The sequence below is a fragment of the Pseudomonas sp. CCC3.1 genome, from assembly GCF_034347405.1.
In the GTDB taxonomy this organism is placed as follows: Bacteria; Pseudomonadota; Gammaproteobacteria; order Pseudomonadales; family Pseudomonadaceae; genus Aquipseudomonas.
The window spans coordinates 5,194,453-5,217,099 of the sequence record NZ_CP133778.1 but is presented as its reverse complement, the minus strand read 5'-3'; the positions used below and the strand labels follow the sequence as shown (position 1 = coordinate 5,217,099).

The following is a 22,647-nucleotide window of genomic DNA, read 5'->3' as shown; positions in this document are numbered from 1 at the left end:
CATTTATGCCCGAAACTGGCTCGGTGACACGCCACTCCACCGCACGAACGCATGACGAAAGCTCGCTGTTTCGCTGAAACCCAGCGTGTCGGCAATTCGATAAATCGGCCATTCGGTCTCGTGAAGCAACAGCTTGGCGCGCTCAAAGCGCAGTTCGTCGAGCAGCCCTTGATAGCTGCACCCGGCGTCATGCAGGTGCCGACGCAAGGTGCGCGGCGAGCAGTTCATTTGTTCGGCCAGGCCTTCGAGCCCCGGCGCGGCATGCAGTTGGGCGGCGAGCAGTTGGCGGATGCGCGATAACCAGGTTTGGCGCCCGGTGAACTCCAGGTTTTGCTTGCGGCAGCGCTCAGCCATGGCCTGGTGGGTGATGGCATCGGCCAGCGGCAGAGGGTGATCAAGCCACTGTTTGGCAAAGGCGAACGCGTTGTCGGGGGCCTCAAACTGGCGCGGGCAATTGAAGGTGTGTTCGTAGCGCGCGTGGTAGTCCGGCTTGCTATGAGCGAAGCGTGCGGCCACTAACGGCAACGATTGCCCGATCAGGTCTTCGCAAATGACTTTGAGTGACACCATGCACAATTGCGCATTGAACACGGCCAGCTGCGGGTCTTCGTGGTACTGGTCAGCGCAGAACCAGACCTGATCCCCGTCGACTGCCAGGCTCAGCTCAAACAGTGTTCCCAGCAGTGCCGGGTAGCGTATGGCCAAGCGCAAAGCGTCACCTAAGGTGGCACTGGTGAGTAGGGCGTAACCCAGCATGCCGTAGGACGACACATGCATGCGGCGCCCCAGTTCCAGGCCGATTTCACGCCGCAGGGCCACGGCGTTGGCGCACACGCGCATTTCTTGATTGGTGGTGATGCGAATGTCTGCGCGGCTCAAGTCCGCGGCCCGTATGCCGCTGCCTGCTAGCAGGGCTTCGCTGGGCAAGCCTTCGGCTTTGAAGGTGCTGAGCACCAGCGAAACCGCATTAAGTGTGGTGAGGTGTGAATGCAGCATGCTCGCTTCCTGCGTGGAGGTGCTGGAAGCGAGCAAGTTGTGTGCCGGGCGTTGGACACACTTTTGTAGGAAATGGGCTTAGGCCAACTCGCCGCACAGGTCCAATTCGACCAAGCGGCGCACATCTGTAACTGGCAAGCCTGAGCCCAGCAATGCATTCAGTTTGCCGAACGCTGCTTCGCGGGTCATGCCGCCACCCGAGAGCACACCAACCCCACGCAAGCGGCTGCCTGCTTCGTACACATCCAGTTCCACACCGCCTTCGTGGCATTGGGTAATGGCGACGACCACGATGTCTTTTTCGTACGCCTGTTGCAGGCTAGACAGAAACGCCGGGTTGTCGCTGGGGCCGGTGCCGCTGCCGAAACACTCCAGCACCAGGGCCTGAATACCGCTGCCCAGAATGGCATCCAGTTGTGCGGCACCGATCCCCGGCACCAGCGGCAATACACCGACGCTGGCTTCTTGCTTGGGCTGTTGATACGTCAGTGCGAGCGGCAAGGATTCGGCCTTTGTGCCGCCACCGTTGCGCTTGAGCGCAACAAACGGGTGGTGGCCGAAGCTGCGCACTTTGGCGCAGCGAGTCGGGGCCAGCAGTTCGCCGTGGAAGTACAGTTGCACGCCATGAGGCTGGCCTTGGCCCAAAGCACTTAATGCGCCGCTGACGTTTGGCCAGGCGTCGCTGTCGGGCACGCCCGCAGGCAACATGGAGCCGGTAAAAAGTACGGGGGCTTGCAAGCCCAGTAGCTGGAAGCACATGGCGGCTGCGCTGTAAGCCAACGTATCGGTGCCGTGCAGGACCAATACCGAATCGCAGCCATCCTGTTCGACGGCTTCGAGGATCGCTGCGCGCAGTCGAAGCCAGTAGGCGGGCGTCATGTTGGCGCTGTCGATCAGCGGGCTCATCTCGCGAAAACGCCACTGTGGTACGCGCAGTTGCGGTTGGCTGGCCAGGTAGTCGCTCATGCGGGCTTCAAAGCCAGATGCAGGGGCAAGGCCGTTGGCGCTGGCTTGCATGCCAATGGTGCCGCCGGTGTAGAGCACCATGACGCGCTGGGCAATGTGATGAGTGGCTGTCATTTAAAGTCCCCCTAAGCAAAAACGCGGCGGTTCTGTCAGAACCGCCGCGTTGTTATTAGCGTTTTGTGTCTTCGGTCTTGGCCGGTGGCAGAGGCGGCCAAGCTTTTAAGTCCAGATCCAGATCCGGGAATTTACTGGAATCGAACACGGGTGTCTTGATCCCTGCGCGGCGCTGGTCGTCGTAGTCCTTGAGCACGCGCATGCAAATCTTGAACAGCATCGCCAAGGCGATCAGGTTGACGAAGGCCAGCAGGGTCATGGTGATGTCTGCGAAGGCGAAGACGGTTTGCAGGTTCTCAATCGAGCCCCACACAATCAGCGCCAACACCAAGGCGCGATAGCCCAACAGCGCTTTGCGGCTTTCCCCAACCAGGAAGCGCAGGTTGTTTTCGCCCAGGTAGTAGTTGTAGAGCATCGAGGTGAACACGAACAACGCCAGTGCCACGCTGATGAATACCCGGCCCCATTCGCCGACGACAGCGGCCAGCGAGTTTTGGGTGAGGGCAATGCCGTCGCCTTCAAAGCCCGGGGTATAGAAGCCGGACAGCAGAATCAGCAACGCGGTGCAGGTGCAGATCACGAAGGTGTCGAGGAATACGCTGAACGCCTGAACCACGCCTTGGGCAATCGGGTGTTCTACGTCGGCCACCGCGGCCACGTTCGGGGCGCTACCCAGACCGGCTTCGTTGGCGAAAACGCCACGTTTAACACCCATGACAATCGCGCTGCCGATCAGACCGCCAAACACGGGGTCCATGCCGAAAGCGCTTTTCACGATGTGGCCGAGCATGGCGGGCACTTGATCGAATTGCAGCACGATCACGTAAACCGTCACGGCGATGTAAGCCAGGGTTTTGACCGGCACCAGCAGGTCCGCGACCGAAGCGATACGCTTGATACCGCCGATAAACACCAGGCCCAACAGCACGGCAATGACCACGCCGGTGTAGTTGACGTTAAAGCCGAAGGCGTTTTCCAGCGAGTGGGTCACGGCGTGCGCTTGCAGGCCCATGAAGGCAAAACCAAAGGTGACCAGCAGCAAGACGGCCATCAATTTGCCCATCCAGCTTTTGCCCAGGCCGTGCTTCATATAGAAGGACGGGCCACCGCGCAGTTGGCCTTCAGCGTCGCGACGCTTGTACAACTGGCCCAGCGAGCATTCGATCAGGCTGCTGGACATGCCGACCAGGGCGGTCACCCACATCCAGAACACTGCACCGGGGCCGCCGAGGGTCACGGCGATGCCGACACCGGCAATGTTACCCGCGCCTACACGGCCCGCCAGGCTCAGCATCAATGCCTGAAACGAGCTGAGTTGGCCAGCGCTGCTGCGCAGGCTGTCTTTGAAAACGGCAAACATGTGCAGGAAGTAACGAAACTGAACGAAACGCGAGCGGATCGTGAAGTAGCCACCGAGCCCAACCATGAGCACGATTAGTACTTTCCCTGAGAGGAAGTCATTGATGACTTCTAGCATGGATTATTCCTCGCTGTTTTTATCTGATGGCAAAACGACCGGATCAGGGTTACCCATTACGCCCGTCAAGACAGGGCATAAAGCTAGGTAATCAAAGGGATCCTGGCCATGTTGCTGCTTGGTTTACGATGCTGTTTCCGTACTGTCGGCGGCCGCTACTGTAGGGGCCGCGCACGGGAAGAGGGGCGGCACTATACCTAGGAGTGTAGGAAGCGTCTCCATAAGTGACTGATTTTTCATGTGTGAGTCGTCCGAAAAGCCCGAAACAAAATCTGTAGCCGCTGCCGCAGGCTGCGATTTTTTGAGCGAGCCATCGGTCGGGGGCTACGCAAAACATGTAGCAGTTGCCGAAGGCTACGTCCGATTGCGCAGCGATCGTAAATCCTGAATACGCAGTATTGCTGGTGCATCGAGGTGTCTGATTTTACGGCGGCTTCGCCCCCGGACGTAGCCTTCGGCAACTGCTACGAAAACGCACAGCGCCCTCAAATCGCAGGCAAAAAAAAGGGCCTGCAGATGTGTCTGCAAGCCCTCAAAAGGTGAGAGGTGTCTAGTCCCTCGACCTGGTGAGCTTCAAATCTGTAGCGGGTGTTACGGCGTTAGTCCTTCAAAGGCACCAAACGCGGGGCAATCATGTTTTCCGGGCGCAGGATGTCGTCGAGCATGGCGTCGTCGAGCAAGCCTTCTTCGCGCACCAGTTCCAGTACGCCGCGGCCGCTTTCAAGGGCGATACGGGCGATACGGGTGGCGTTTTTGTAGCCGATGTACGGGTTCAGTGCGGTGACCAGGCCGATCGAGTGTTCGACCAGTTCACGGCAGCGAGCTTCGTTGGCGGTGATGCCGACGATGCAGTGCTCGCGCAGCATGTCCATGGCGCGTTGCAGCAAGCGGATCGAGTCGAGAATCTTGAAGGCGATCAGCGGCTCCATCACGTTCAGTTGCAGTTGGCCGCCTTCGGCTGCCATGGTCAGCGCCAAGTCGTTACCGATGACCTGGAACGCCACCTGGTTAACGGCTTCCGGAATAACCGGATTGACCTTGCCGGGCATGATCGAGCTGCCTGGCTGACGTGCCGGCAGGTTGATTTCGTTGATGCCGGTGCGTGGGCCGCTGGACAGCAGGCGCAGGTCGTTGCAGATCTTCGACAGCTTGACCGCGGTGCGCTTGAGCATGCCGGAGAACAGCACGAAGGCGCCCATGTCGGAGGTGGCTTCGATCAGGTCGGCGGCCGGTACCAGCGGTTGACCGCTGATCAGCGCCAGACGCTGTACGGCCAGCGCTTGATAGCGCGGGTCGGCGTTGATGCCGGTGCCGATCGCGGTGCCGCCCAGGTTCACTTCAGTCAGCAGTTCCGGGGCCAGCGTCTTCAGACGGGCCAGGTCTTCGCCCATGGTGGTGGCGAATGCACGGAATTCTTGACCCAAGGTCATCGGCACGGCGTCTTGCAGTTGGGTGCGACCCATCTTCAGGACGTGGTTGAATTCTGCACCTTTGGCTGCGAAAGCCTGAATCAGGCTGTCGAGGCTGGCCAGCAGTGCGTCATGACCCAGCAGCAGACCCAAGCGGATCGCGGTCGGGTAAGCATCGTTGGTCGACTGCGCCATGTTGACGTCGTCGTTCGGGTGCAGGTACTGGTACTCGCCTTTCTGGTGACCCATTGCTTCGAGGGCAATGTTGGCGATCACTTCGTTGGCGTTCATGTTGGTGGACGTACCGGCGCCACCTTGAATCATGTCGACCACGAACTCTTCGTGGAAATCACCGCGGATCAATCGTGCACAGGCTTCGCTGATAGCGGCGTGCTTGGCTGCGCTCAGATGACCCAGTTCACGGTTGGCATCAGCAGCGGCCTGTTTGACCATTGCCAGACCTACAACCAGTTTTGGGTAATGCGAAATCGGAACGCCTGAAAGGCGGAAGTTATTCACCGCTCGCAGGGTCTGGATGCCGTAATACGCTTGAGCCGGTACTTCGAGGGCGCCAAGCAGGTCGTTTTCTGTGCGGAATGATGCAGCGGAGGACATGATAGAAATCATCTCGATATGGACCCGGTCTGGGCCGGAACGCTGCGAATCCTAGGCTTGCGGACTATTTTGGGCCAATGCCTTTAAACACTAACCTATGCAGAAACGGCATAATGCCGACGTGACGCGACGGCCGCGTCGAACGTGCGACCCAATTTGGTGCGCGTCCGGGAGGACTCGATGAATCTCGAAAGTAAATGGTTAGAGGACTTCAGTGCCTTGGCTGCAACCCGCAGCTTTTCTCAGGCAGCGGAGCGTCGTTTCGTCACTCAGCCTGCCTTCAGTCGGCGTATTCGCAGCCTGGAAGCGGCGCTGGGGCTGACCTTGGTGAATCGTTCCCGCACCCCGGTGGAGTTGACTGCGGCCGGTCAGCTGTTTTTGGTCACGGCACGTACCGTGGTGGAGCAGTTGGGTGAGGTGTTGCGTCATCTTCATCACCTTGAAGGCGGGCAGGGTGAGGTCATGCAAGTGGCTGCAGCGCACTCGCTGGCGCTGGGGTTTTTCCCGCGCTGGATTGCTCAATTGCGCAACGAAGGGCTGAACATCGCTACGCGGCTGGTTGCGACTAACGTCGGAGATGCGGTGCATGCCTTGCGCGAAGGTGGCTGCGATTTGATGCTGGCTTTTTACGATCCAGATGCGGCATTGCAGATGGACCCGGAGATTTTTCCGTCTTTGCACTTGGGCAATACCGAAATGCTGCCGGTGTGTGCTGCTGATGTGGACGGCAAACCGCTGTTCGATCTGGAGGGTGACGCCAGCGTGCCGTTGTTGGCTTACAGCGCCGGGGCCTTTTTAGGGCGTTCGGTGAATTTGCTGCTGCGCCAACGCAGCCTGCGCTTTACCACTATTTATGAAACTGCCATGGCTGACAGTCTTAAAAGCATGGCGCTTGAAGGGCTGGGTATTGCCTGGGTGCCGCATTTAAGTGTGCGGGCTGAGTTGGCGCGCGGTGAGTTGGTGGTGTGTGGTGGTACGCAATGGCACGTGCCGTTGGAGATACGCCTTTATCGCTGTGCTCTGGTCCGTAAAGCCAACGTGCGTTTGTTGTGGCGCAAATTGGAGAGCGCGGCTCAGCCGGAATAAGTTGACGTTAAGCCAACGTGCCCTCTTTAGGGGCGAGCTGGCCGTACCGTTAACGGGGCATCGGGCTTGACCGCAGGGTCAGTAAAACCGGCTCTTTTGGTGATTGATAAAGCCGCAGACAGATGGTCGTCAAAGGTGCTTTCAAGCGACTTCTTCGGTGTATACTGCGCGGCCTTCGGCTGGCTTGACCGGCCTTAATTCCTATAACAAGCCACGTCGGATCCTCCACGTGGCTTGTTGTTTTTTGACGCGCCTGCGGGCGCCCAAGAGAAGAGGCGCGACGATGAGTGCACTGGTAGGCGTGATCATGGGCTCCAAGTCCGATTGGTCCACCCTCAGCCACACCGCCGATATGCTGGAAAAACTCGGCATTCCTTACGAAGTGAAAGTGGTCTCTGCCCACCGCACTCCGGACTTGCTGTTCCAGTATGCCGAAGAGGCCGAAGGCCGCGGGATCGAGGTCATTATTGCCGGAGCCGGTGGCGCAGCCCACTTGCCAGGCATGTGTGCCGCTAAAACCCATTTGCCAGTGCTCGGCGTGCCGGTGCAGTCAGCGATGCTCTCGGGCGTAGATTCGCTGCTGTCCATCGTACAAATGCCGGCCGGTATTCCGGTTGCCACTCTGGCCATCGGTAAAGCAGGCGCGATTAACGCCGCCTTGCTGTCGGCGAGCATCCTGGGCGCCAAGCACCCGCAGTTTCACACCGTATTGAAAGCATTCCGTGCTGAGCAGACTGACAGCGTGCTGGACAATCCAGACCCGCGCGAAGCCTGAGGTTTTAGACGATGAAAATCGGTGTAATCGGTGGCGGCCAACTGGGCCGCATGCTGGCTCTGGCGGGAACTCCGCTGGGCATGAACTTCGCTTTCCTGGATCCAGCGCCTGACGCCTGCGCAGCAGCGCTGGGTGAGCACCTTCGTGCGGATTACAGCGACCCGGATCATTTGCGTCAGTTGGCCGACGAAGTCGATCTGGTGACGTTTGAGTTCGAAAGCGTTCCGGCTGAAACCGTGGCCTTCCTGTCGCAATTCGTCCCGGTTTACCCGAGTGCCGAAGCGCTGCGCATTGCGCGTGATCGCTGGTTCGAGAAGAGCATGTTCAAAGACTTGGGCATTCCGACGCCTGCGTTTGCCGACATTCAGTCCCAGGCGGATCTGGACGCTGCGGTGGCCACTATCGGTTTGCCTGCCGTGCTCAAAACCCGCACCTTGGGTTATGACGGCAAGGGTCAGAAAGTGCTGCGTACGCCGGCGGATGTCGTGGGTACGTTTGCCGAACTGGGCAGCGTCGCGTGCCTGCTGGAAGGTTTTGTTCCGTTTACGGGTGAAGTGTCGCTGATTGCCGTACGCGGCCGTGATGGCGAAACACAGTTCTACCCGCTGGTGCATAACACTCACGACAGCGGCATTCTCAAGTTGTCGGTGGCCAGCACCGATCACCCGCTGCAAGCCTTGGCCGAAGACTATTCCAGTCGTGTGCTCAAGCAACTGGATTATGTCGGCGTGATGGCGTTCGAGTTCTTTGAAGTCGACGGTGGCCTCAAAGCCAACGAAATCGCCCCGCGTGTGCACAACTCCGGCCACTGGACCACCGAAGGCGCCGAGTGCAGCCAGTTCGAAAACCACTTGCGTGCCATCGCTGGCCTGCCGCTGGGTTCGACGGCCAAAGTGGGTGAGAGCGCGATGCTTAACTTTATTGGCCGCGTACCGCCGGTTGAGAAGGTCATTGCGATTGCCGACTGCCATTTGCACCACTACGGCAAGGCCTTCAAGGCTGGCCGCAAGGTCGGCCACGCCAACCTGCGCTGCGCCGACATGGCGACCCTGCAAGCGCAGATCTTGCGTGTTGAGGCGCTGATCGACGAGGCATAAGCCTGCAGTCGATGGAACCATTCGGTTCTTGTTGCTCTCTGATGGCGTGATACCAAAGTGCTGACTAGGCTTTGGTTAACGCCATCTAAAGAGAGGAAGCGTCCATGGGCATCATCGGAACCATTTTTATCGGCTTGATCGTCGGCCTGCTGGCTCGTTTCCTGAAACCCGGCGATGACAGCATGGGATGGATCATGACTATCCTGCTGGGTATCGGTGGTTCGTTGGCGGCGACGTATGGTGGCCAAGCGCTGGGTATCTACCAGGCAGGCCAGGGCGCCGGTTTTATCGGTGCTGTGATTGGCGCGATCGTCTTGTTGGTGATTTACGGCCTGGTCACGAAAAAGAGCTGATTCAAGCCTTCGGCGCTCTCTGTCTGAGTGACAGAGAGCGCTAGAATGCGCGCCGTCATCAGCCCTCTTTTACTGAGCCCGTCATGCGTCGTCTTGTAGCGATTTTTCTTTTGCTGGGCTGCGGCCTGGTACACGCGGCAGAATTGCCCGAAACCGACTGGCTTGACCTGATGCCCAAGTCGGATCAAAAAGCCCTCGAAGAAATGCCCGAAATCGACCATGACTCGCCTGAAGCTCAGGGGACGTTTACCGATAAGGGTGGCTTGAAACAAAGCAAAGGCCTGCCGGCCGTGATGTATTCCAACAAAACCGTCGCCAGCATGAACGGCAAAAATATCCGTTTGGGTGGTTATCCGGTGCCATTGGAAACAGATGCCAAGGGTCGCAGCACACTGTTTTTCCTGGTGCCATACCCGGGCGCGTGCATCCATGTGCCACCGCCGCCACCGAACCAGTTGGTGCTGGTGCGTTATCCAAAAGGCTTGAAGCTGGACGACATCTACACGCCGCTGTGGGTGATGGGCACGCTAAAGGTCGAGAAGGTCAGTAATGACTTGGCGGATGCCGCCTATGCGCTAGATGCGAGCAAGGTACGGGTTGTGGTTGAGGCGGATTTGTAGCCGTTGTGGGCCTGATACCAATTAATTGTGGGAGCGGGCTTGCCCGCGATGGTATCGACGCGGTTTGACAGAAAAACCGCATCGCTTGCATCGCTGGCAAGCCAGGCCCCCACAGGTTTTGTGTCCGTCAGGTTTTAAGCTGTTTGCTGGCGATACTTACACCCAGCGTATGACTCGCGCCCGGTTCCAGCGTAATCACGTCATCCATCACATTGGCGGTTTCGATGCACAGCATGCGCTGCCAGCCATCGGGCGCCATGTCGCTGAAGGTGGCGGTCTTGTCGGTCCACGGGTTCCAGATCACAGCAGTGCGTGAGCCACGGCTGGTCAGTTCGATGCTGCGGTGCCAGTCGGCATCGACAATGCTCAACTGCTGCGGTGTATCGAGGTAGATGCGGTCGGTCTCGCCGCTGAAGGTTAGCGCGCCGTTTTGCTGGACGTGTTTCCAGTCGTCGAGCGTTTCGATGTACGTCAGCCCGTCCAGGCCGTCCACGTGAACTTTGCGCACATCACTGACAGCAAAGTAGCTGTGCAACGCTTGGCTGATGCTGACCGGCGTATCGCTGCGGTTATGGCTGGTTAAGCTGACGTGCAACTGGGTATCGAGACGAATGTTCAGGGTCAGCGCCACGTCGTGCGGCCAGCCGGGCAAGCCGCCTTCGATATGAGGCAGGCCCAATTCAATGTGCAGCGCTTCGCCTGCGTCATCGATTTCCAGCACTTCCCACTCGCGGGTGCGCACCAGGCCGTGAGCGGTTGCAGGTTCATCGCTGACGCGCATGGCCTGTACGCTTTGCGGATTGCGCGCCAAATTACCGAACCATGGCCAGCACACGGGCATGCCCGTGCGGATGCCTTTGCCTTCTTTGAACTGGGCTTTTTCATTGAGCCAGACAATCGGCGGCTCATCGCCAACCTGATAGCTGAGCACTTGCGCGCCTTGTTTGGCGACCAGCAGTTGGGCCTGACCATGCTGAAAGTGCCAGCACTCCAGTTCGTCCAGGGTGAGAGACTCAATGTGGTGCATGACAGGCTCTTTTTTTCGGGGCGGATTAGCGGCGTGGTGGAACGGAACGTGTGCGGCCGCTGCCATCAATGGCTACGAACACAAACACGGCTTCGGTGACTTTGCGCCATTCGCTGGACAGCGGGTCGTCGCTCCAGACTTCAACCATCATCTGGATCGAGCTGCGGCCGATTTCCAGTGCCTGGGTGTAGAACGACAACTGTGCGCCGACGGCCACAGGTACCAGAAATGCCATGCGATCAATCGCGACCGTTGCAACACGGCCACCGGCGACCTTGCTGGCCATTGCGGTGCCTGCCAGGTCCATTTGCGAGACTAGCCAGCCGCCAAAAATATCGCCGAAACCATTGGTTTCGCGTGGCAGGGCGGTGATTTGCAAGGCCAGGTCGCCTTGCGGGATTGGATCTTCTTGTTCGAGCTCTAGCATGCCAAAGGGCCTCTGACCCGTGATTCATCATGTGTACTGCGGGTGAATAGACGTCTTTAGAAAAACGATTCAGCCCGAACATACTACGTTCGTCACGTTCTTCATAAGCCGCGCGAAGAGAAACTCGGCGAAACCGGCTGGAGAGTGTCTAGCAGGCGTTTCGCACAGCAACTTCAGCAGTTGCTGAATGTTTCTTACGGCCTGCGAGTATATCGGGCCATCGTCCGCCCGACGACCTCCTGATTCGGCTTTTTCAGCACGCCATGCGTCTAGCTCTGTGCTTTTGCAAACAATTTGTTATCTTTCAAAACCTGCCAAGCCCTGCCGGCGTAGATGCAGCTTTTCGTCGAGCCTAATAAGAGAAGCAATACCCCATGATCACTGAGTCTTCCAGCGCCGCGCCACCTTCGCGACCGTTAACCCGTAATGACTACAAAACGTTGTCGCTGTCTGCTTTGGGCGGGGCGCTAGAGTTTTACGACTTCATTATTTTTGTGTTCTTCGCCACGGTAGTCGGGAAGCTGTTTTTCCCGGCGGACATGCCGGAGTGGCTACGCCTGATGCAAACCTTCGGCATTTTTGCCGCAGGTTACCTGGCTCGCCCATTGGGCGGCATCGTCATGGCGCACTTCGGCGACCTGCTGGGGCGCAAAAAGATGTTCACCTTGAGCATTTTCATGATGGCCGTACCGACCCTGATCATGGGCCTGCTGCCGACCTATGCGCAGATCGGCCTGTGGGCACCGATTCTCTTGCTGCTGATGCGCGTCATCCAGGGCGCTGCCATTGGCGGTGAAGTGCCCGGCGCATGGGTATTTGTGGCTGAACACGTGCCGCCACGTCACGTTGGCTACGCCTGCGGCACCCTGACCTGCGGTCTGACGGCGGGTATTTTGCTGGGCTCATTGATGGCCACGGCGATCAATACGATCTACACACCGGCTGAGGTCTCTGATTACGCGTGGCGGATTCCTTTCTTGATGGGCGGTGTATTCGGGCTGTTCTCGGTGTACCTGCGCCGCTGGCTGCACGAAACCCCGGTGTTTGCCGAGCTGCAACTGCGCAAGGCATTGGCCGAAGAAGTGCCGCTCAAGACCGTTCTGCGTGACCATCGTGGCGCAATTGTGGTGTCGATGCTGCTGACCTGGTTGCTGTCGGCCGGGATCATCGTCGTTATCTTGATGACGCCCACCGTGCTGCAAACGGTGTACGGCTTTTCGGCGACCACCTCGTTACAAGCCAACAGCTTGGCCATCGTTTTTCTGAGCCTGGGCTGCATCGCTTCGGGTGCTTTGGCTGACCGTTTTGGCGCCGGCAAAGTCTTCGTCGTGGGGTGTGCTGCACTGCTGGCGACCACGTGGGTCTTTTATCACAGCCTGTTGCAGCACCCGGACTGGCTGTTCCCGCTGTATGCCTTGAGCGGTTTGTTTGTAGGCACCATCGGCGCGGTGCCGTATGTGATGGTTAAAGCCTTCCCGCCTGTGGTGCGTTTCAGCGGTTTGTCGTTCTCGTACAACCTGGCCTACGCCATCTTCGGCGGCCTGACACCCATGGCCGTGACCTTGTTGCTCAAGGAAAGCCCGATGGGCCCGGCGTATTACGTGGCGATCATTTCTCTGATGGGCCTGTGTGTGGGCGCTTATCTGTGGAAAAAGGGGCGCTGATCACGCGGACTATCTGTCTACGCTATGTGCGATGGCTTGACTCAACCAAGCCATCAACTATTAATACCCATCTGTGCTCGTTGTATGCGTGCATGAGCAAGACCAAAAATATAAAGTGCGATTGAATCTGCATTATTTAATAGTGCGTTTGACCTAGTCAGCGGGTTTGCCTCCATCGTGGCTAAAATGCCAGTTTTATCATGAGTACCGAATATTCCTGTTGCCGCTTTTTTAGGCACGTTTTCAGAGGTGTATTTGGCGAGCCGTTCATCTTCTTTGCCCTGAGATACCCTGTCTGCCTCAAGGTTGCCAGTAGACATGTCTTCGGGGTTTATATGATGGCCTTTGCCATAGTAGTGGAAATCTTCGGTGTCCAGTACTCGATGTGAGATCTCATGAACAAACGTCTTCGCAATGTCGTGAGATGATTGTTTTAATCCAACCTCTGTAAAAAAAATACGCTCTTTGTTGTCTTTCTTTATCGTGAATGCCAGCTCTGAAGGCTTATTTGATTTGATCGCCACTATCTGCTCAGAGCTTTTACTGATGTAATCATGAACGGCATTGTTTATTATTTTTACCCGTGCCTGTAGATCTGCTTTAACGCTTTCGTCGTGCGCGCGGGCACCGAATATACGAACGGCTAATTTTGATTGGTTGTCTGAAAGGTTATTTTTTTCGAGCATGCCAGAGGCTTCGCTCGTAGCAATTTTTGCATAGTCCAATGCCCTTTGCAGGCCCTCGCCAGCTTCGGGTGCCTTTTCTTTTATTTTGGAAAGACCTCGTGCAAGTATTTTTCCTCTGTCCATAGTTACAGATATTTCAAGTAGGTCGTGTTTGCCTTTGTATTTTTGCAGGCCATTAGCATCATAAAAATTAATCGGATTGTTATTCACCATAACAAACCTGTTCAGGCCATCTATGTCACCTGCGGGGTCTGGGTTGATCCAGCGTTTCAGCCAAGGTGCGTAATAGCGTAATCCATAATAATAAAGCCCTGTTGCATCTCGTTCCTTTCCCGAGTAACGAATGGTTTTATATTTGGCTTGAACTGCACTTCGGCCTGCCCACCACGCTGTCCCCCCAAACGGGTAATAACCTTCTTGACTTATTAAGTCAGCCTGGTCGTCCAGCTCCAGAGTACAGGAGCCCAAATGATCGCCCAGGCTATAACGCACTTGATCATTACTGATGCCGGTCGGCGGAGGCGTGTCCCAATGCAGTGCTCTCACGCTACAACCTGCGGCCTCAACGCGGATCACATGAAAGACTTCGCCTGTCGCAGTGTTGCGGTGTATTTCCAGTCCGGGTAAGTAGTATGTTTCCGCCAGCCGAGTTCGGTCAGCGACTTGAGTGATACGCACCTTGCGTACTCGTTGACCGGCGTCATCATACAGATAGACTTCTGAGTCATTCGGCGCATCTTCACGTACAACGTTATTGATCTGTTGAAGTTGATTTCGCACATTCCATGTCATTGTTTGACCGCGTTGCAATTCTTTGAGGTTGCCGTTGGCATCAAAACTATCGAATATCTCCTGCTCACTCGGACAGTGGTCATTAACCAGTAACAGGCTTCGATTGCTGTGCTGGGAAGTTATCATTTTTTGACTATAAGAGGTTGCGTTAGGACTGATATGTTGCATTACCTGCAAATTGCCCGCTGCGTCGTACTCGAAATTCTGGGTGTAATTGACGAGTTGATGGGGGTCGAGAGGCGTCGGCTGTAATGAAGGTAGTGGTGAGCCGAACTGCGCCGATGTTACTTCACGCCCCGTAGCTTCTATCAATTGATACAGGCTGTCGTAGCGATAGTGATTGATGGGATCAATGCGCTGGTTTCTGAAATGCGTGGTGGGGTGCGCTGTATCTTTGATGGATAGAATATTTCCGATGGGGTCGTAGTCGTAAGAAAGGTTTTGCAGCGAACCGGCAGACTTATTAATCAGGCGGCCATCAGCAGCCCCATAAATTGACTGGGTGATAATGCCATTCCCGGCCGTTTCACGTTCAATTTGACCTCGTGCGGTGTAGCGAATGTCGCTGACTATTAAATGGGTGGATTTATTGGCAAGCATCAAACTAACGGATTTAAGTTCACCGGCAAGCGTGTGCATAAAATGACGTGTATTATTCTTCGCATCCGTGTGCGCAATCACATCACCCACAGAGTTGAAAACAAAGTGATCGGTATAACAGTCAGCCTCCAGCATCTGATCTCGATCATCTAACGCTTCTGGCCAATTCGGTGACTGTAACGCGGTCAAAAACAAACGGGTTTCAACGAGTGGCAAACCCGATAACCCATAATCGGGGATGAGTCGGGTGCCCCCCGGATGATCGTGCCTGATTAAGCGTCCTGCTTGATTAGAAGCGCCTGTTTGACCATAGGTAAATCGCTCAACCACCTCCGATTGTTCGCTGATAGAAATCTGGCGCTGGAGCTCATCAAAGACTGTTTGTTGCTCGGTACCACGACTATCCCAATGAGTCAGCACTTTGCCAGCCTCACTCCAGAGGCTCAAGCGCCAGCCAGCATCGACGTTTTCCGTTAGAAGGGGTTTACCAGAGAGTGAGTTGACCGTTGTGAGGTTATCTGAGGTTAACCGAGGATCGCGGGAGGCGACGAAACGCCCTGCGCCATCGAATCTTTGGCGTGTGATCCGCTCATCAGCGGGTTGCCCAATTGTGCTTCGGCAGTATGCAATGCTACGAATAGGCCGCGAACGCGGGTCTGACACTAAAAGTGTCGGAGTCCAGCGATCCGGCCAAACCAAATTCGGCACCATAGCAAACACTTCTTGAGTAGATTTGGTTCTGAAACACAGTATTTGCCCTTGATGTAGGTGTCTACTGTCAGAAATAACAGGTGTATAGCTGTAGCGCGGCGCAGAAGGGTAGTGAACCTTCGATGATTAATGCCGAAATGATGGCCTTTCATCTAACTGTCACAATCGGTTCATAGAGTGGTCATATGGCCTGCTGATACTGGCCCCCGATTCATCTAACCCCGTTTGCTAGGAGTAAGGCATGAAACTAAAGCGTGTGATGGCGGCCCTGACTTTTGTCGCCGCAGGCGTTGCAACTGCGAATGCGGTTGCCGCGGGTGTTGATCCGACCATTCCGGCCTACACCAAGACCACCGGTGTGTCGGGCAACCTGTCCAGCGTTGGTTCCGATACCCTGGCGAACCTGATGACGTTGTGGGCTGAGACTTACAAGAAAGAATATCCAAACGTAAACATTCAGATTCAGGCCGCTGGCTCCGCCACTGCGCCACCTGCGTTGACTGAGGGCACTTCTAACCTGGGCCCGATGAGCCGCAAAATGAAAGACACCGAACTGGCTGCTTTCGAGCAGAAGTACGGCTACAAGCCAACTGCAATCCCGGTTGCTGTCGATGCGCTGGCGGTGTTCGTGCACAAGGACAACCCGATCCAGCACCTGACCATGGAACAGGTTGACGCGATTTTCTCGTCGACTCGTCTGTGCGGCGCTAAAGCTGATGTGAAAACCTGGGGCGACCTGGGTGTGACCGGCGACCTGGCCAACAAGCCTGTTCAATTGTTCGGCCGTAACTCGGTATCCGGCACTTATGGCTACTTCAAAGAAGAAGCCCTGTGCAAAGGCGACTACAAGCCAAACGTGAACGAGCAGCCAGGTTCGGCTTCGGTTGTGCAGTCGATCAGCTCTTCGCTGAACGGCATCGGTTACTCGGGTATCGGTTACAAAACGGCTAGCGTGAAAACCGTAGCGCTGGCCAAGAAAGGCGGCACTGAGTTCATCGAAGACTCCGAAGAAAACGCATTGAACGGCAAATACCCGCTGTCGCGTTTCCTTTACGTGTACGTGAACAAGGCGCCTAACAAGCCGTTGAACCCGCTGGAAGCCGAATTCATCAAGCTGGTTCTGTCCAAGCAAGGTCAGGAAGTGGTCGTGAAAGACGGCTACATCCCGCTGCCAGCCAAAGTGGCTGCCAAGGCCTTGGCTGATCTGGGCCTGCATGAAGGCAAGTAAAACGCCGTAAACGCCTGAGCAGAGTTTCAGGCGAGATGCAGGGAGCGGGCTAACTTGCCCCTGCATCGACTAATATTTCACTGAGCTGCCAGCACTATTGCGCGGTGGCTTTTTTGCGTCACCGTTTTGTCATCTTTTTGTCATACAGGACCGCTAGGGTGTGCGCATGAATGATCTGGCCAATTCCACAATGACGACGTCCCCCGCTCCCAAGCGCATTGACTTCAATACGCCTGAATTGCAGCGCAAGCGCCGCATTCGCGCGCTTAAAGATCACCTGACCCGCTGGTATGTCTTTATCGGCGGTCTTGCCGTGCTCGGCGCAATCACCCTGATCTTCTTCTTTCTCGGTTATGTGGTGTTCCCGCTGTTTCAGGGGGCTGACCTGAATGCCAAGCAGGCGATTACGCCGGTGTGGATGCAGGACGCTGGCAAGCCGCTGATGATCTCGGTTGAAGAGCAGAATCAGGTGGGGATGCGGGTGTCCGACAAGGGCCAGGTGTTGTTCTTTAGCGTGAAGGATGGCAAAGAACTGTCGCGGCTTGATTTGCCATTGCCCGCTGATACGCACGTGACGTCGCTCGGCGAAGACCAGCCCGGCAGCCCGGTGGTGATTTTGGGCTTGTCCAATGGTCAGGCGCTGGTGTTCCGTCACACCTATAAAGTCAGCTACCCGGATGGCAAAAAGACCATCTCCCCTGCCATTGAATACCCGTACGGCCAAGATCCGATCACGCTTGATCCGCAAGGGCGTTCGCTGGATCACGTGAACCTCAGCGTCAACGATTCAACGCTGGTGATTGCGGGTTCGTCGGGTTCACAACTGAGCGTGCTGTCGTTGAGCAGCGAAGAAAACGCGATGACCGGCGAAGTCACGAAATCCGAGAATCGCATCGATTTGCCGCAGATGACCGAGAAGGTCAAGGCGCTGTATGTCGATCCGCGTCAGCAGTGGCTGTATGTGGTCAACGGTCGTGCCCAGGCGGATGTGTTCAGCTTGCGCGACAAGAGCCTGAATGGTCGTTACAAGTTGCTGGAAGACGCCAACACTGAAATCACTGCCAGCACGCAGTTGGTGGGCGGTATTTCGTTGATCTTCGGGGATTCGAGCGGCGGCCTGAGCCAGTGGTTCATGGCCCGTGACCCGGATGGCGAGCAGCGCTTCAAGCACATCCGCAGTTTCCAGATGGGCACTTCACCGATTGTTGAGATTACCGCTGAGCAACGTCGCAAGGGCTTCTTGGCCTTGGATGCCGCCGGTGAGATTGGCGTGTTCCACAGCACCGCGCATCGTACTTTGCTGGTCGAAAAAGTGGCTGAAGGCCCTGGCATCATGGCCCTGTCGCCACGCGCTAACCGGATCATCGTGGAAGAGGGTGGCAAGCTGCTGCCGCTGACCTTGAAGAACCCGCACCCGGAAGTGTCCTGGAGTGCGCTGTGGAGCAAGGTCTGGTACGAGAACTACGACGGGCCTAAATACGTGTGGCAGTCGACTGCTGCCAACACCGACTTCGAACCGAAGATGAGCCTCGCGCCCTTGACCTTCGGTACGTTGAAGGCAGCGTTCTACGCCATGCTGCTGGCCGCACCGCTGGCCGTTGCCGCTGCAATCTACACCGCTTATTTCATGGCGCCGAGCCTGCGCCGCAAGGTCAAGCCGGTCATCGAGCTGATGGAAGCCATGCCGACGGTGATCCTGGGCTTCTTCGCGGGCCTGTTCCTGGCGCCGTATGTTGAGGGGCACTTGCCGGGTATTTTCAGCCTGCTGGTGCTGATGCCGGTTGGCATTCTGGTGGCGGGCTTTGGTTGGAGCCGCCTGCCTGAGTCGATTCGTCTGCGTGTGCCAGAGGGCTGGGAAAGCCTGATCCTGATCCCGGTGATTTTGTTTGTCTGTGGCCTGTCGCTGTACATGAGCCCGCACATGGAAGCCTGGTTCTTTGGTGGCGACATGCGCCTGTGGATCTCCCATGACCTGGGCATCACCTACGATCAGCGCAACGCGCTGGTGGTGGGTCTGGCGATGGGCTTTGCGGTTATCCCGAACATCTACTCGATTGCCGAAGACGCCGTGTTCAGCGTGCCACGCGGCCTGACCCTGGGTTCGCTGGCGCTGGGTGCCACGCCGTGGCAAACCATGACTCGCGTGGTCATCCTGACTGCCAGCCCGGGGATCTTCTCGGCACTGATGATCGGTATGGGCCGTGCGGTCGGCGAGACCATGATTGTGTTGATGGCCACGGGCAACACCCCGGTCATGGAAATGAACCTGTTCGAAGGCTTGCGCACCTTGGCGGCGAACGTGGCGGTAGAGATGCCGGAGTCGGAGGTGGGCGGCAGTCATTACCGCGTGCTGTTCCTCTCGGCGCTGGTGCTGCTGTTGTTCACGTTCATCATGAACACCCTCGCGGAGCTGATTCGTCAGCGTCTGCGCAAGAAATATTCGTCGCTTTAAGGAAGGTAGAAGTCTGTGAAACAGAACTCCCTCAAAGGCTGGTTCAAGAGCGGCGCCCCCGGCGTCTGGATCAGCGGTGGTGCCGTTTCCATCGCCGTTATCATGACCATCGGCTTGCTGTCGGTGATTGCCGTGCGCGGCCTCGGGCACTTTTGGCCCGCCGACCTGATTCACGCGCACTACGACGTGCCGGGTGATGCCAATCACTTGGTGATCGGCGAAGTGGTGCAAAAAGAAGAGGTCCCGCGTGAGCGCCTGAAAAGTGCGGGCTTGCCAGTCCCGGCGCAAGGCCCTGAGTTCATGACGCGCGAGCTGATCAAGGTGGGTAACCGTGACCTGAACGGTAACGACTTTACCTGGGTGGTGGGTGAGTGGTTGACCGGTGAGAGCACGCCGCCAGAGCTGATGGCCATTGAGCGCCGCGAGTGGGGCAACTTCTACGGCTACCTGGTCAATGTGAAAGAAAACGGTAAGGTGGTGGCAGAAGGCGCTGCGGCATGGCCAGAGCTGCAAGCCCGAGTCAAACGCGTTAATGACCTGGCATCGCAGCTCAGCCAACTGGAAAAGAAAGACATTGGCGCCATCAACGCCGGACTGGAACGTATTCGTCTGCATGGCCGCAAGCTGGAGTTGGCCGGCAATCTGGACGCTGCCGCGCAAGCCGATATGGACGCTGGCCGTGCCGAGCTGAATGCGCGTTATAAAGCCATTGAGGAGCGCTTGAGCGACTTGCACACCGAGTTCAACCGCGACAGCCTCACTGCCCGTGATGCCAACGGCAAAGAGCTGGAAATCAACATTGGCAAAGTGGTCAAGGCTTACCAGCCGAACGCCATGAACAGCTGGCAGAAGCTGGCGATGTATTTCAGTAACATTTGGGAGTTCCTGAGCCAGGACCCACGTGAAGCCAACACGGAGGGCGGAATCTTCCCGGCGATTTTCGGCACTGTGATGATGACCTTGATCATGGCCGTGATCGTGACCCCATTCGGCGTGCTCGCGGCGGTGTACCTGCGTGAATACGCCAAACAGAACACGTTGACCCGGGTGATCCGCATCGCGGTCAACAACCTTGCTGGCGTCCCGGCGATTGTTTACGGGGTGTTTGGTCTGGGCTTTTTTGTTTACGTGCTGGGCGGCTCGGTTGACCGACTGTTCTTCGCCGAAGCCTTGCCAGCGCCGACCTTTGGTACGCCGGGCCTGTTGTGGGCCTCGCTGACCTTGGCGCTGTTGGCCGTGCCGGTGGTGATTGTGGCCACGGAAGAAGGGCTGGCGCGCATCCCGCGCACCCTGCGTGAGGGCTCGCTGGCGCTGGGCGCGACCAAAGCCGAGACGCTGTGGAAGATCGTACTGCCGATGGCCAGCCCGGCCATGATGACCGGCATGATTTTGGCGGTGGCCCGTGCGGCCGGTGAAGTGGCGCCGCTGATGTTGGTGGGCGTGGTCAAGCTGGCGCCTTCGCTGCCGCTGGACGGCAACTACCCGTACTTGCACCTCGATCAGAAGATCATGCACTTGGGTTTCCACATTTATGACGTTGGCTTCCAGAGCCCGAACGTTGAAGCGGCCCGCCCGCTGGTGTACGCCACCGCGCTGCTGCTGGTGCTGGTGATCGCGACCCTTAACTTGTCGGCCGTGTGGATACGTAACCACTTGCGCGAGAAGTACAAGGCGCTGGATAGCTGATTGATTCACAACCTGTAGGAGCGAGCTCGCCTCGCGATCTTTTAAAGATCAAAAGATCACGAGGCGAGCCCGCTCCTACAGATGAAACCTCGGTCACCGTGATCGAAACGAATTTTTAGCGTATGGAGCAACCCATGCAGCATGATTCCTCAGCCCACGGCATCAACATGTCGGCCTTGGGTCGCAGCAAACAAAGCCTGAACCTGGCGAACGAAACCGTCGCCATTGAAGTGCCGGGCCTGAACCTGTACTACGGCGAAAAACAAGCGCTGTACGACGTGAGCCTGAACATCCCGAAGCAACGGGTAACGGCGTTTATCGGCCCGTCTGGCTGTGGCAAGTCCACGCTGCTGCGCACGTTCAATCGCATGAACGATCTGGTTGATGGTTGCCGCGTAGAAGGCGAGATCAACCTGTACGGCAACAACATCTACCGCAAAGGCGAAGACGTGGCCGAGTTGCGCCGTCGCGTGGGTATGGTGTTTCAAAAGCCTAACCCGTTCCCCAAGACCATCTACGAAAACGTGGTGTATGGCCTGCGGATTCAGGGCATCAACAAAAAGCGTGTTCTCGACGAAGCGGTTGAGTGGGCACTGAGAGGCGCGGCGCTGTGGGATGAGGTCAAAGACCGTCTGCACGACTCGGCGCTGGGTTTGTCCGGTGGTCAGCAACAGCGTTTGGTGATTGCCCGTACCATCGCGGTCGAACCCGAAGTGTTGCTGCTCGATGAGCCGTGCTCGGCACTCGACCCCATCTCGACGCTGAAAGTTGAAGAGCTGATCTACGAGCTCAAGTCCAAGTTCACCATCGTGATCGTGACGCACAACATGCAGCAGGCAGCACGGGTTTCGGACTACACCGCGTTCATGTACATGGGCAAAATGGTTGAGTACGGTGACACCGACACCTTGTTCACCAACCCGGCGAAAAAGCAGACCGAAGACTACATCACTGGGCGATATGGCTAGTTGCCAGCTGCAAGCGTTTAGCTTCAAGCGGCAAGAGAAAGCAGATCGGCGTAACGACACAATCAACTTGTAGCTTGAAGCTTGTCGCTTGAGGCTTTTGCGGAGCAAGACCATGATTTCAAAGGATGGCCTCACCCATCACATTTCCGCTCAGTTCAACGCGGAACTCGAAGACGTGCGCAGCCACTTGCTGGCGATGGGCGGTCTGGTCGAGAAACAGGTTAACGACGCGGTCACTGCGTTGATCGAGGCTGACTCCGGGTTGGCTCAGCAAGTGCGTGAGATCGATGAGCAGATCAATCAGATGGAACGCAACATCGACGAGGAGTGCCTGCGCATTCTGGCCCGGCGCCAACCGGCGGCTTCTGACCTGCGTTTGATCATCAGCATCTCCAAGTCGGTGATTGATCTGGAACGCATTGGCGACGAGTCGACCAAGATCGCACGCCGCGCGATTCAGTTGTGTGAAGAGGGTGAAGCCCCGCGCGGCTACGTAGAAGTGCGCCACATTGGCGACCAGGTGCGCAACATGGTGCGCGATGCCCTGGACGCGTTCGCCCGCTTTGACGCTGAGCTGGCGCTGTCCGTCGCGCAGTACGACAAAATCATCGACCGCGAATACAAGACAGCCTTGCGTGAGCTGGCCACCTACATGATGGAAGACCCGCGTTCGATCTCGCGTGTGTTGAGCATCATCTGGGTGCTGCGTTCGCTGGAGCGTATCGGCGACCATGCGCGCAATATCTCGGAGTTGGTGATTTACCTGGTGCGGGGTACAGACGTGCGGCACATGGGCCTCAAGCGCATGCGCGAAGAAGTTGAAGGCACCAAGGCTAATGTTGAGTCGCCAGCGGACGATAACTAAGACTGCCTGCGACATAAAACGCCCGGCTCATTG

General features: G+C 57.0%; 18 protein-coding genes. 11 read left to right on the top strand and 7 right to left on the bottom strand.

From position 1 onward, the window contains the following. Positions 1–3 precede the first annotated feature (3 nt). The 4 genes from RHM56_RS22780 to aspA all read right to left on the bottom strand — a co-directional run bounded on the left by RHM56_RS22780 (position 4) and on the right by aspA (position 5,577). Positions 4–996 carry an AraC family transcriptional regulator gene (locus RHM56_RS22780; RefSeq protein WP_322236290.1) on the bottom strand — a complete coding sequence of 331 codons (993 nt, stop codon included), beginning with the start codon at positions 994–996 and terminating at the stop codon, positions 4–6. A 78-nt stretch (positions 997–1,074) separates the two neighbouring features. Then, positions 1,075–2,076 carry an asparaginase gene (locus RHM56_RS22775; protein WP_322236289.1) on the bottom strand — a complete coding sequence of 334 codons (1,002 nt, stop codon included), beginning with the start codon at positions 2,074–2,076 and terminating at the stop codon, positions 1,075–1,077. A gap of 55 nt (positions 2,077–2,131) precedes the next feature. Beyond that, complete coding sequence (locus tag RHM56_RS22770) at positions 2,132–3,553, bottom strand: alanine/glycine:cation symporter family protein (RefSeq protein WP_322236287.1); 1,422 nt, start codon at positions 3,551–3,553, stop codon at positions 2,132–2,134. 599 nt (positions 3,554–4,152) lie between these two features. Next, positions 4,153–5,577 (bottom strand): aspartate ammonia-lyase, encoded by a 1,425-nt coding sequence (aspA, locus tag RHM56_RS22765; protein ID WP_322236284.1) that lies wholly within the window; start codon positions 5,575–5,577, stop codon positions 4,153–4,155. A 180-nt stretch (positions 5,578–5,757) separates the two neighbouring features. Between aspA and RHM56_RS22760 the strand changes: the two genes are divergently transcribed. From RHM56_RS22760 to RHM56_RS22740, 5 genes are all read left to right on the top strand, one after another. Continuing rightward, the gene (locus RHM56_RS22760; protein ID WP_322236282.1) at positions 5,758–6,663 is read left to right on the top strand and encodes a LysR substrate-binding domain-containing protein; all 906 of its coding nucleotides are present in this window, start codon (positions 5,758–5,760) and stop codon (positions 6,661–6,663) included. A 283-nt stretch (positions 6,664–6,946) separates the two neighbouring features. Beyond that, positions 6,947–7,438, top strand: a complete 492-nt coding sequence (purE, locus tag RHM56_RS22755; protein ID WP_003438120.1) for a 5-(carboxyamino)imidazole ribonucleotide mutase — start codon at positions 6,947–6,949, stop codon at positions 7,436–7,438. A gap of 11 nt (positions 7,439–7,449) precedes the next feature. After that, on the top strand, positions 7,450–8,535 hold the full coding sequence (locus tag RHM56_RS22750; protein WP_322236280.1) for a 5-(carboxyamino)imidazole ribonucleotide synthase: 1,086 nt from the start codon (positions 7,450–7,452) through the stop codon (positions 8,533–8,535). A gap of 104 nt (positions 8,536–8,639) precedes the next feature. Continuing rightward, positions 8,640–8,888 (top strand): GlsB/YeaQ/YmgE family stress response membrane protein, encoded by a 249-nt coding sequence (locus tag RHM56_RS22745; protein WP_322236278.1) that lies wholly within the window; start codon positions 8,640–8,642, stop codon positions 8,886–8,888. A gap of 83 nt (positions 8,889–8,971) precedes the next feature. Further along, positions 8,972–9,508 carry a DUF3299 domain-containing protein gene (locus RHM56_RS22740; protein WP_322236276.1) on the top strand — a complete coding sequence of 179 codons (537 nt, stop codon included), beginning with the start codon at positions 8,972–8,974 and terminating at the stop codon, positions 9,506–9,508. Between the two features lie 127 nt (positions 9,509–9,635). On the opposite strand, the gene RHM56_RS22735 is transcribed toward RHM56_RS22740, so the two are convergent. Together RHM56_RS22735 and RHM56_RS22730 are read right to left on the bottom strand one after the other, a co-directional pair. Beyond that, positions 9,636–10,535, bottom strand: coding sequence for a D-hexose-6-phosphate mutarotase (locus RHM56_RS22735; RefSeq protein WP_322236274.1), 900 nt, complete (start codon positions 10,533–10,535; stop codon positions 9,636–9,638). 25 nt (positions 10,536–10,560) lie between these two features. Continuing rightward, positions 10,561–10,962: an acyl-CoA thioesterase gene (locus RHM56_RS22730; RefSeq protein WP_003438129.1), complete on the bottom strand. Its 402-nt coding sequence runs from the start codon at positions 10,960–10,962 to the stop codon at positions 10,561–10,563. A 374-nt stretch (positions 10,963–11,336) separates the two neighbouring features. Here RHM56_RS22730 and RHM56_RS22725 point away from each other — a divergent pair, with 374 nt between their 5' ends. Beyond that, a complete protein-coding gene (locus RHM56_RS22725; RefSeq protein ID WP_322236272.1) occupies positions 11,337–12,626 on the top strand; it encodes an MFS transporter in 1,290 nt (429 codons plus the stop codon). 53 nt (positions 12,627–12,679) lie between these two features. On the opposite strand, the gene RHM56_RS22720 is transcribed toward RHM56_RS22725, so the two are convergent. Next, positions 12,680–15,415, bottom strand: coding sequence for an RHS repeat-associated core domain-containing protein (locus RHM56_RS22720; protein ID WP_322236270.1), 2,736 nt, complete (start codon positions 15,413–15,415; stop codon positions 12,680–12,682). A gap of 241 nt (positions 15,416–15,656) precedes the next feature. Between RHM56_RS22720 and RHM56_RS22715 the strand changes: the two genes are divergently transcribed. From RHM56_RS22715 to phoU, 5 genes are all read left to right on the top strand, one after another. Beyond that, positions 15,657–16,643 (top strand): phosphate ABC transporter substrate-binding protein PstS, encoded by a 987-nt coding sequence (locus RHM56_RS22715; RefSeq protein WP_322236268.1) that lies wholly within the window; start codon positions 15,657–15,659, stop codon positions 16,641–16,643. Positions 16,644–16,809: 166 nt separating this feature from the next. Then, positions 16,810–19,095 carry an ABC transporter permease subunit gene (locus RHM56_RS22710; RefSeq protein WP_322236266.1) on the top strand — a complete coding sequence of 762 codons (2,286 nt, stop codon included), beginning with the start codon at positions 16,810–16,812 and terminating at the stop codon, positions 19,093–19,095. Between the two features lie 15 nt (positions 19,096–19,110). Continuing rightward, positions 19,111–20,781: a phosphate ABC transporter permease PstA gene (gene pstA / locus RHM56_RS22705; RefSeq protein ID WP_322236264.1), complete on the top strand. Its 1,671-nt coding sequence runs from the start codon at positions 19,111–19,113 to the stop codon at positions 20,779–20,781. 134 nt (positions 20,782–20,915) lie between these two features. After that, the gene (gene pstB, locus RHM56_RS22700) at positions 20,916–21,749 is read left to right on the top strand and encodes a phosphate ABC transporter ATP-binding protein PstB (protein ID WP_322236262.1); all 834 of its coding nucleotides are present in this window, start codon (positions 20,916–20,918) and stop codon (positions 21,747–21,749) included. A gap of 112 nt (positions 21,750–21,861) precedes the next feature. Beyond that, a complete protein-coding gene (phoU, locus tag RHM56_RS22695) occupies positions 21,862–22,614 on the top strand; it encodes a phosphate signaling complex protein PhoU (protein WP_322236260.1) in 753 nt (250 codons plus the stop codon). Positions 22,615–22,647: the final 33 nt, after the last annotated feature.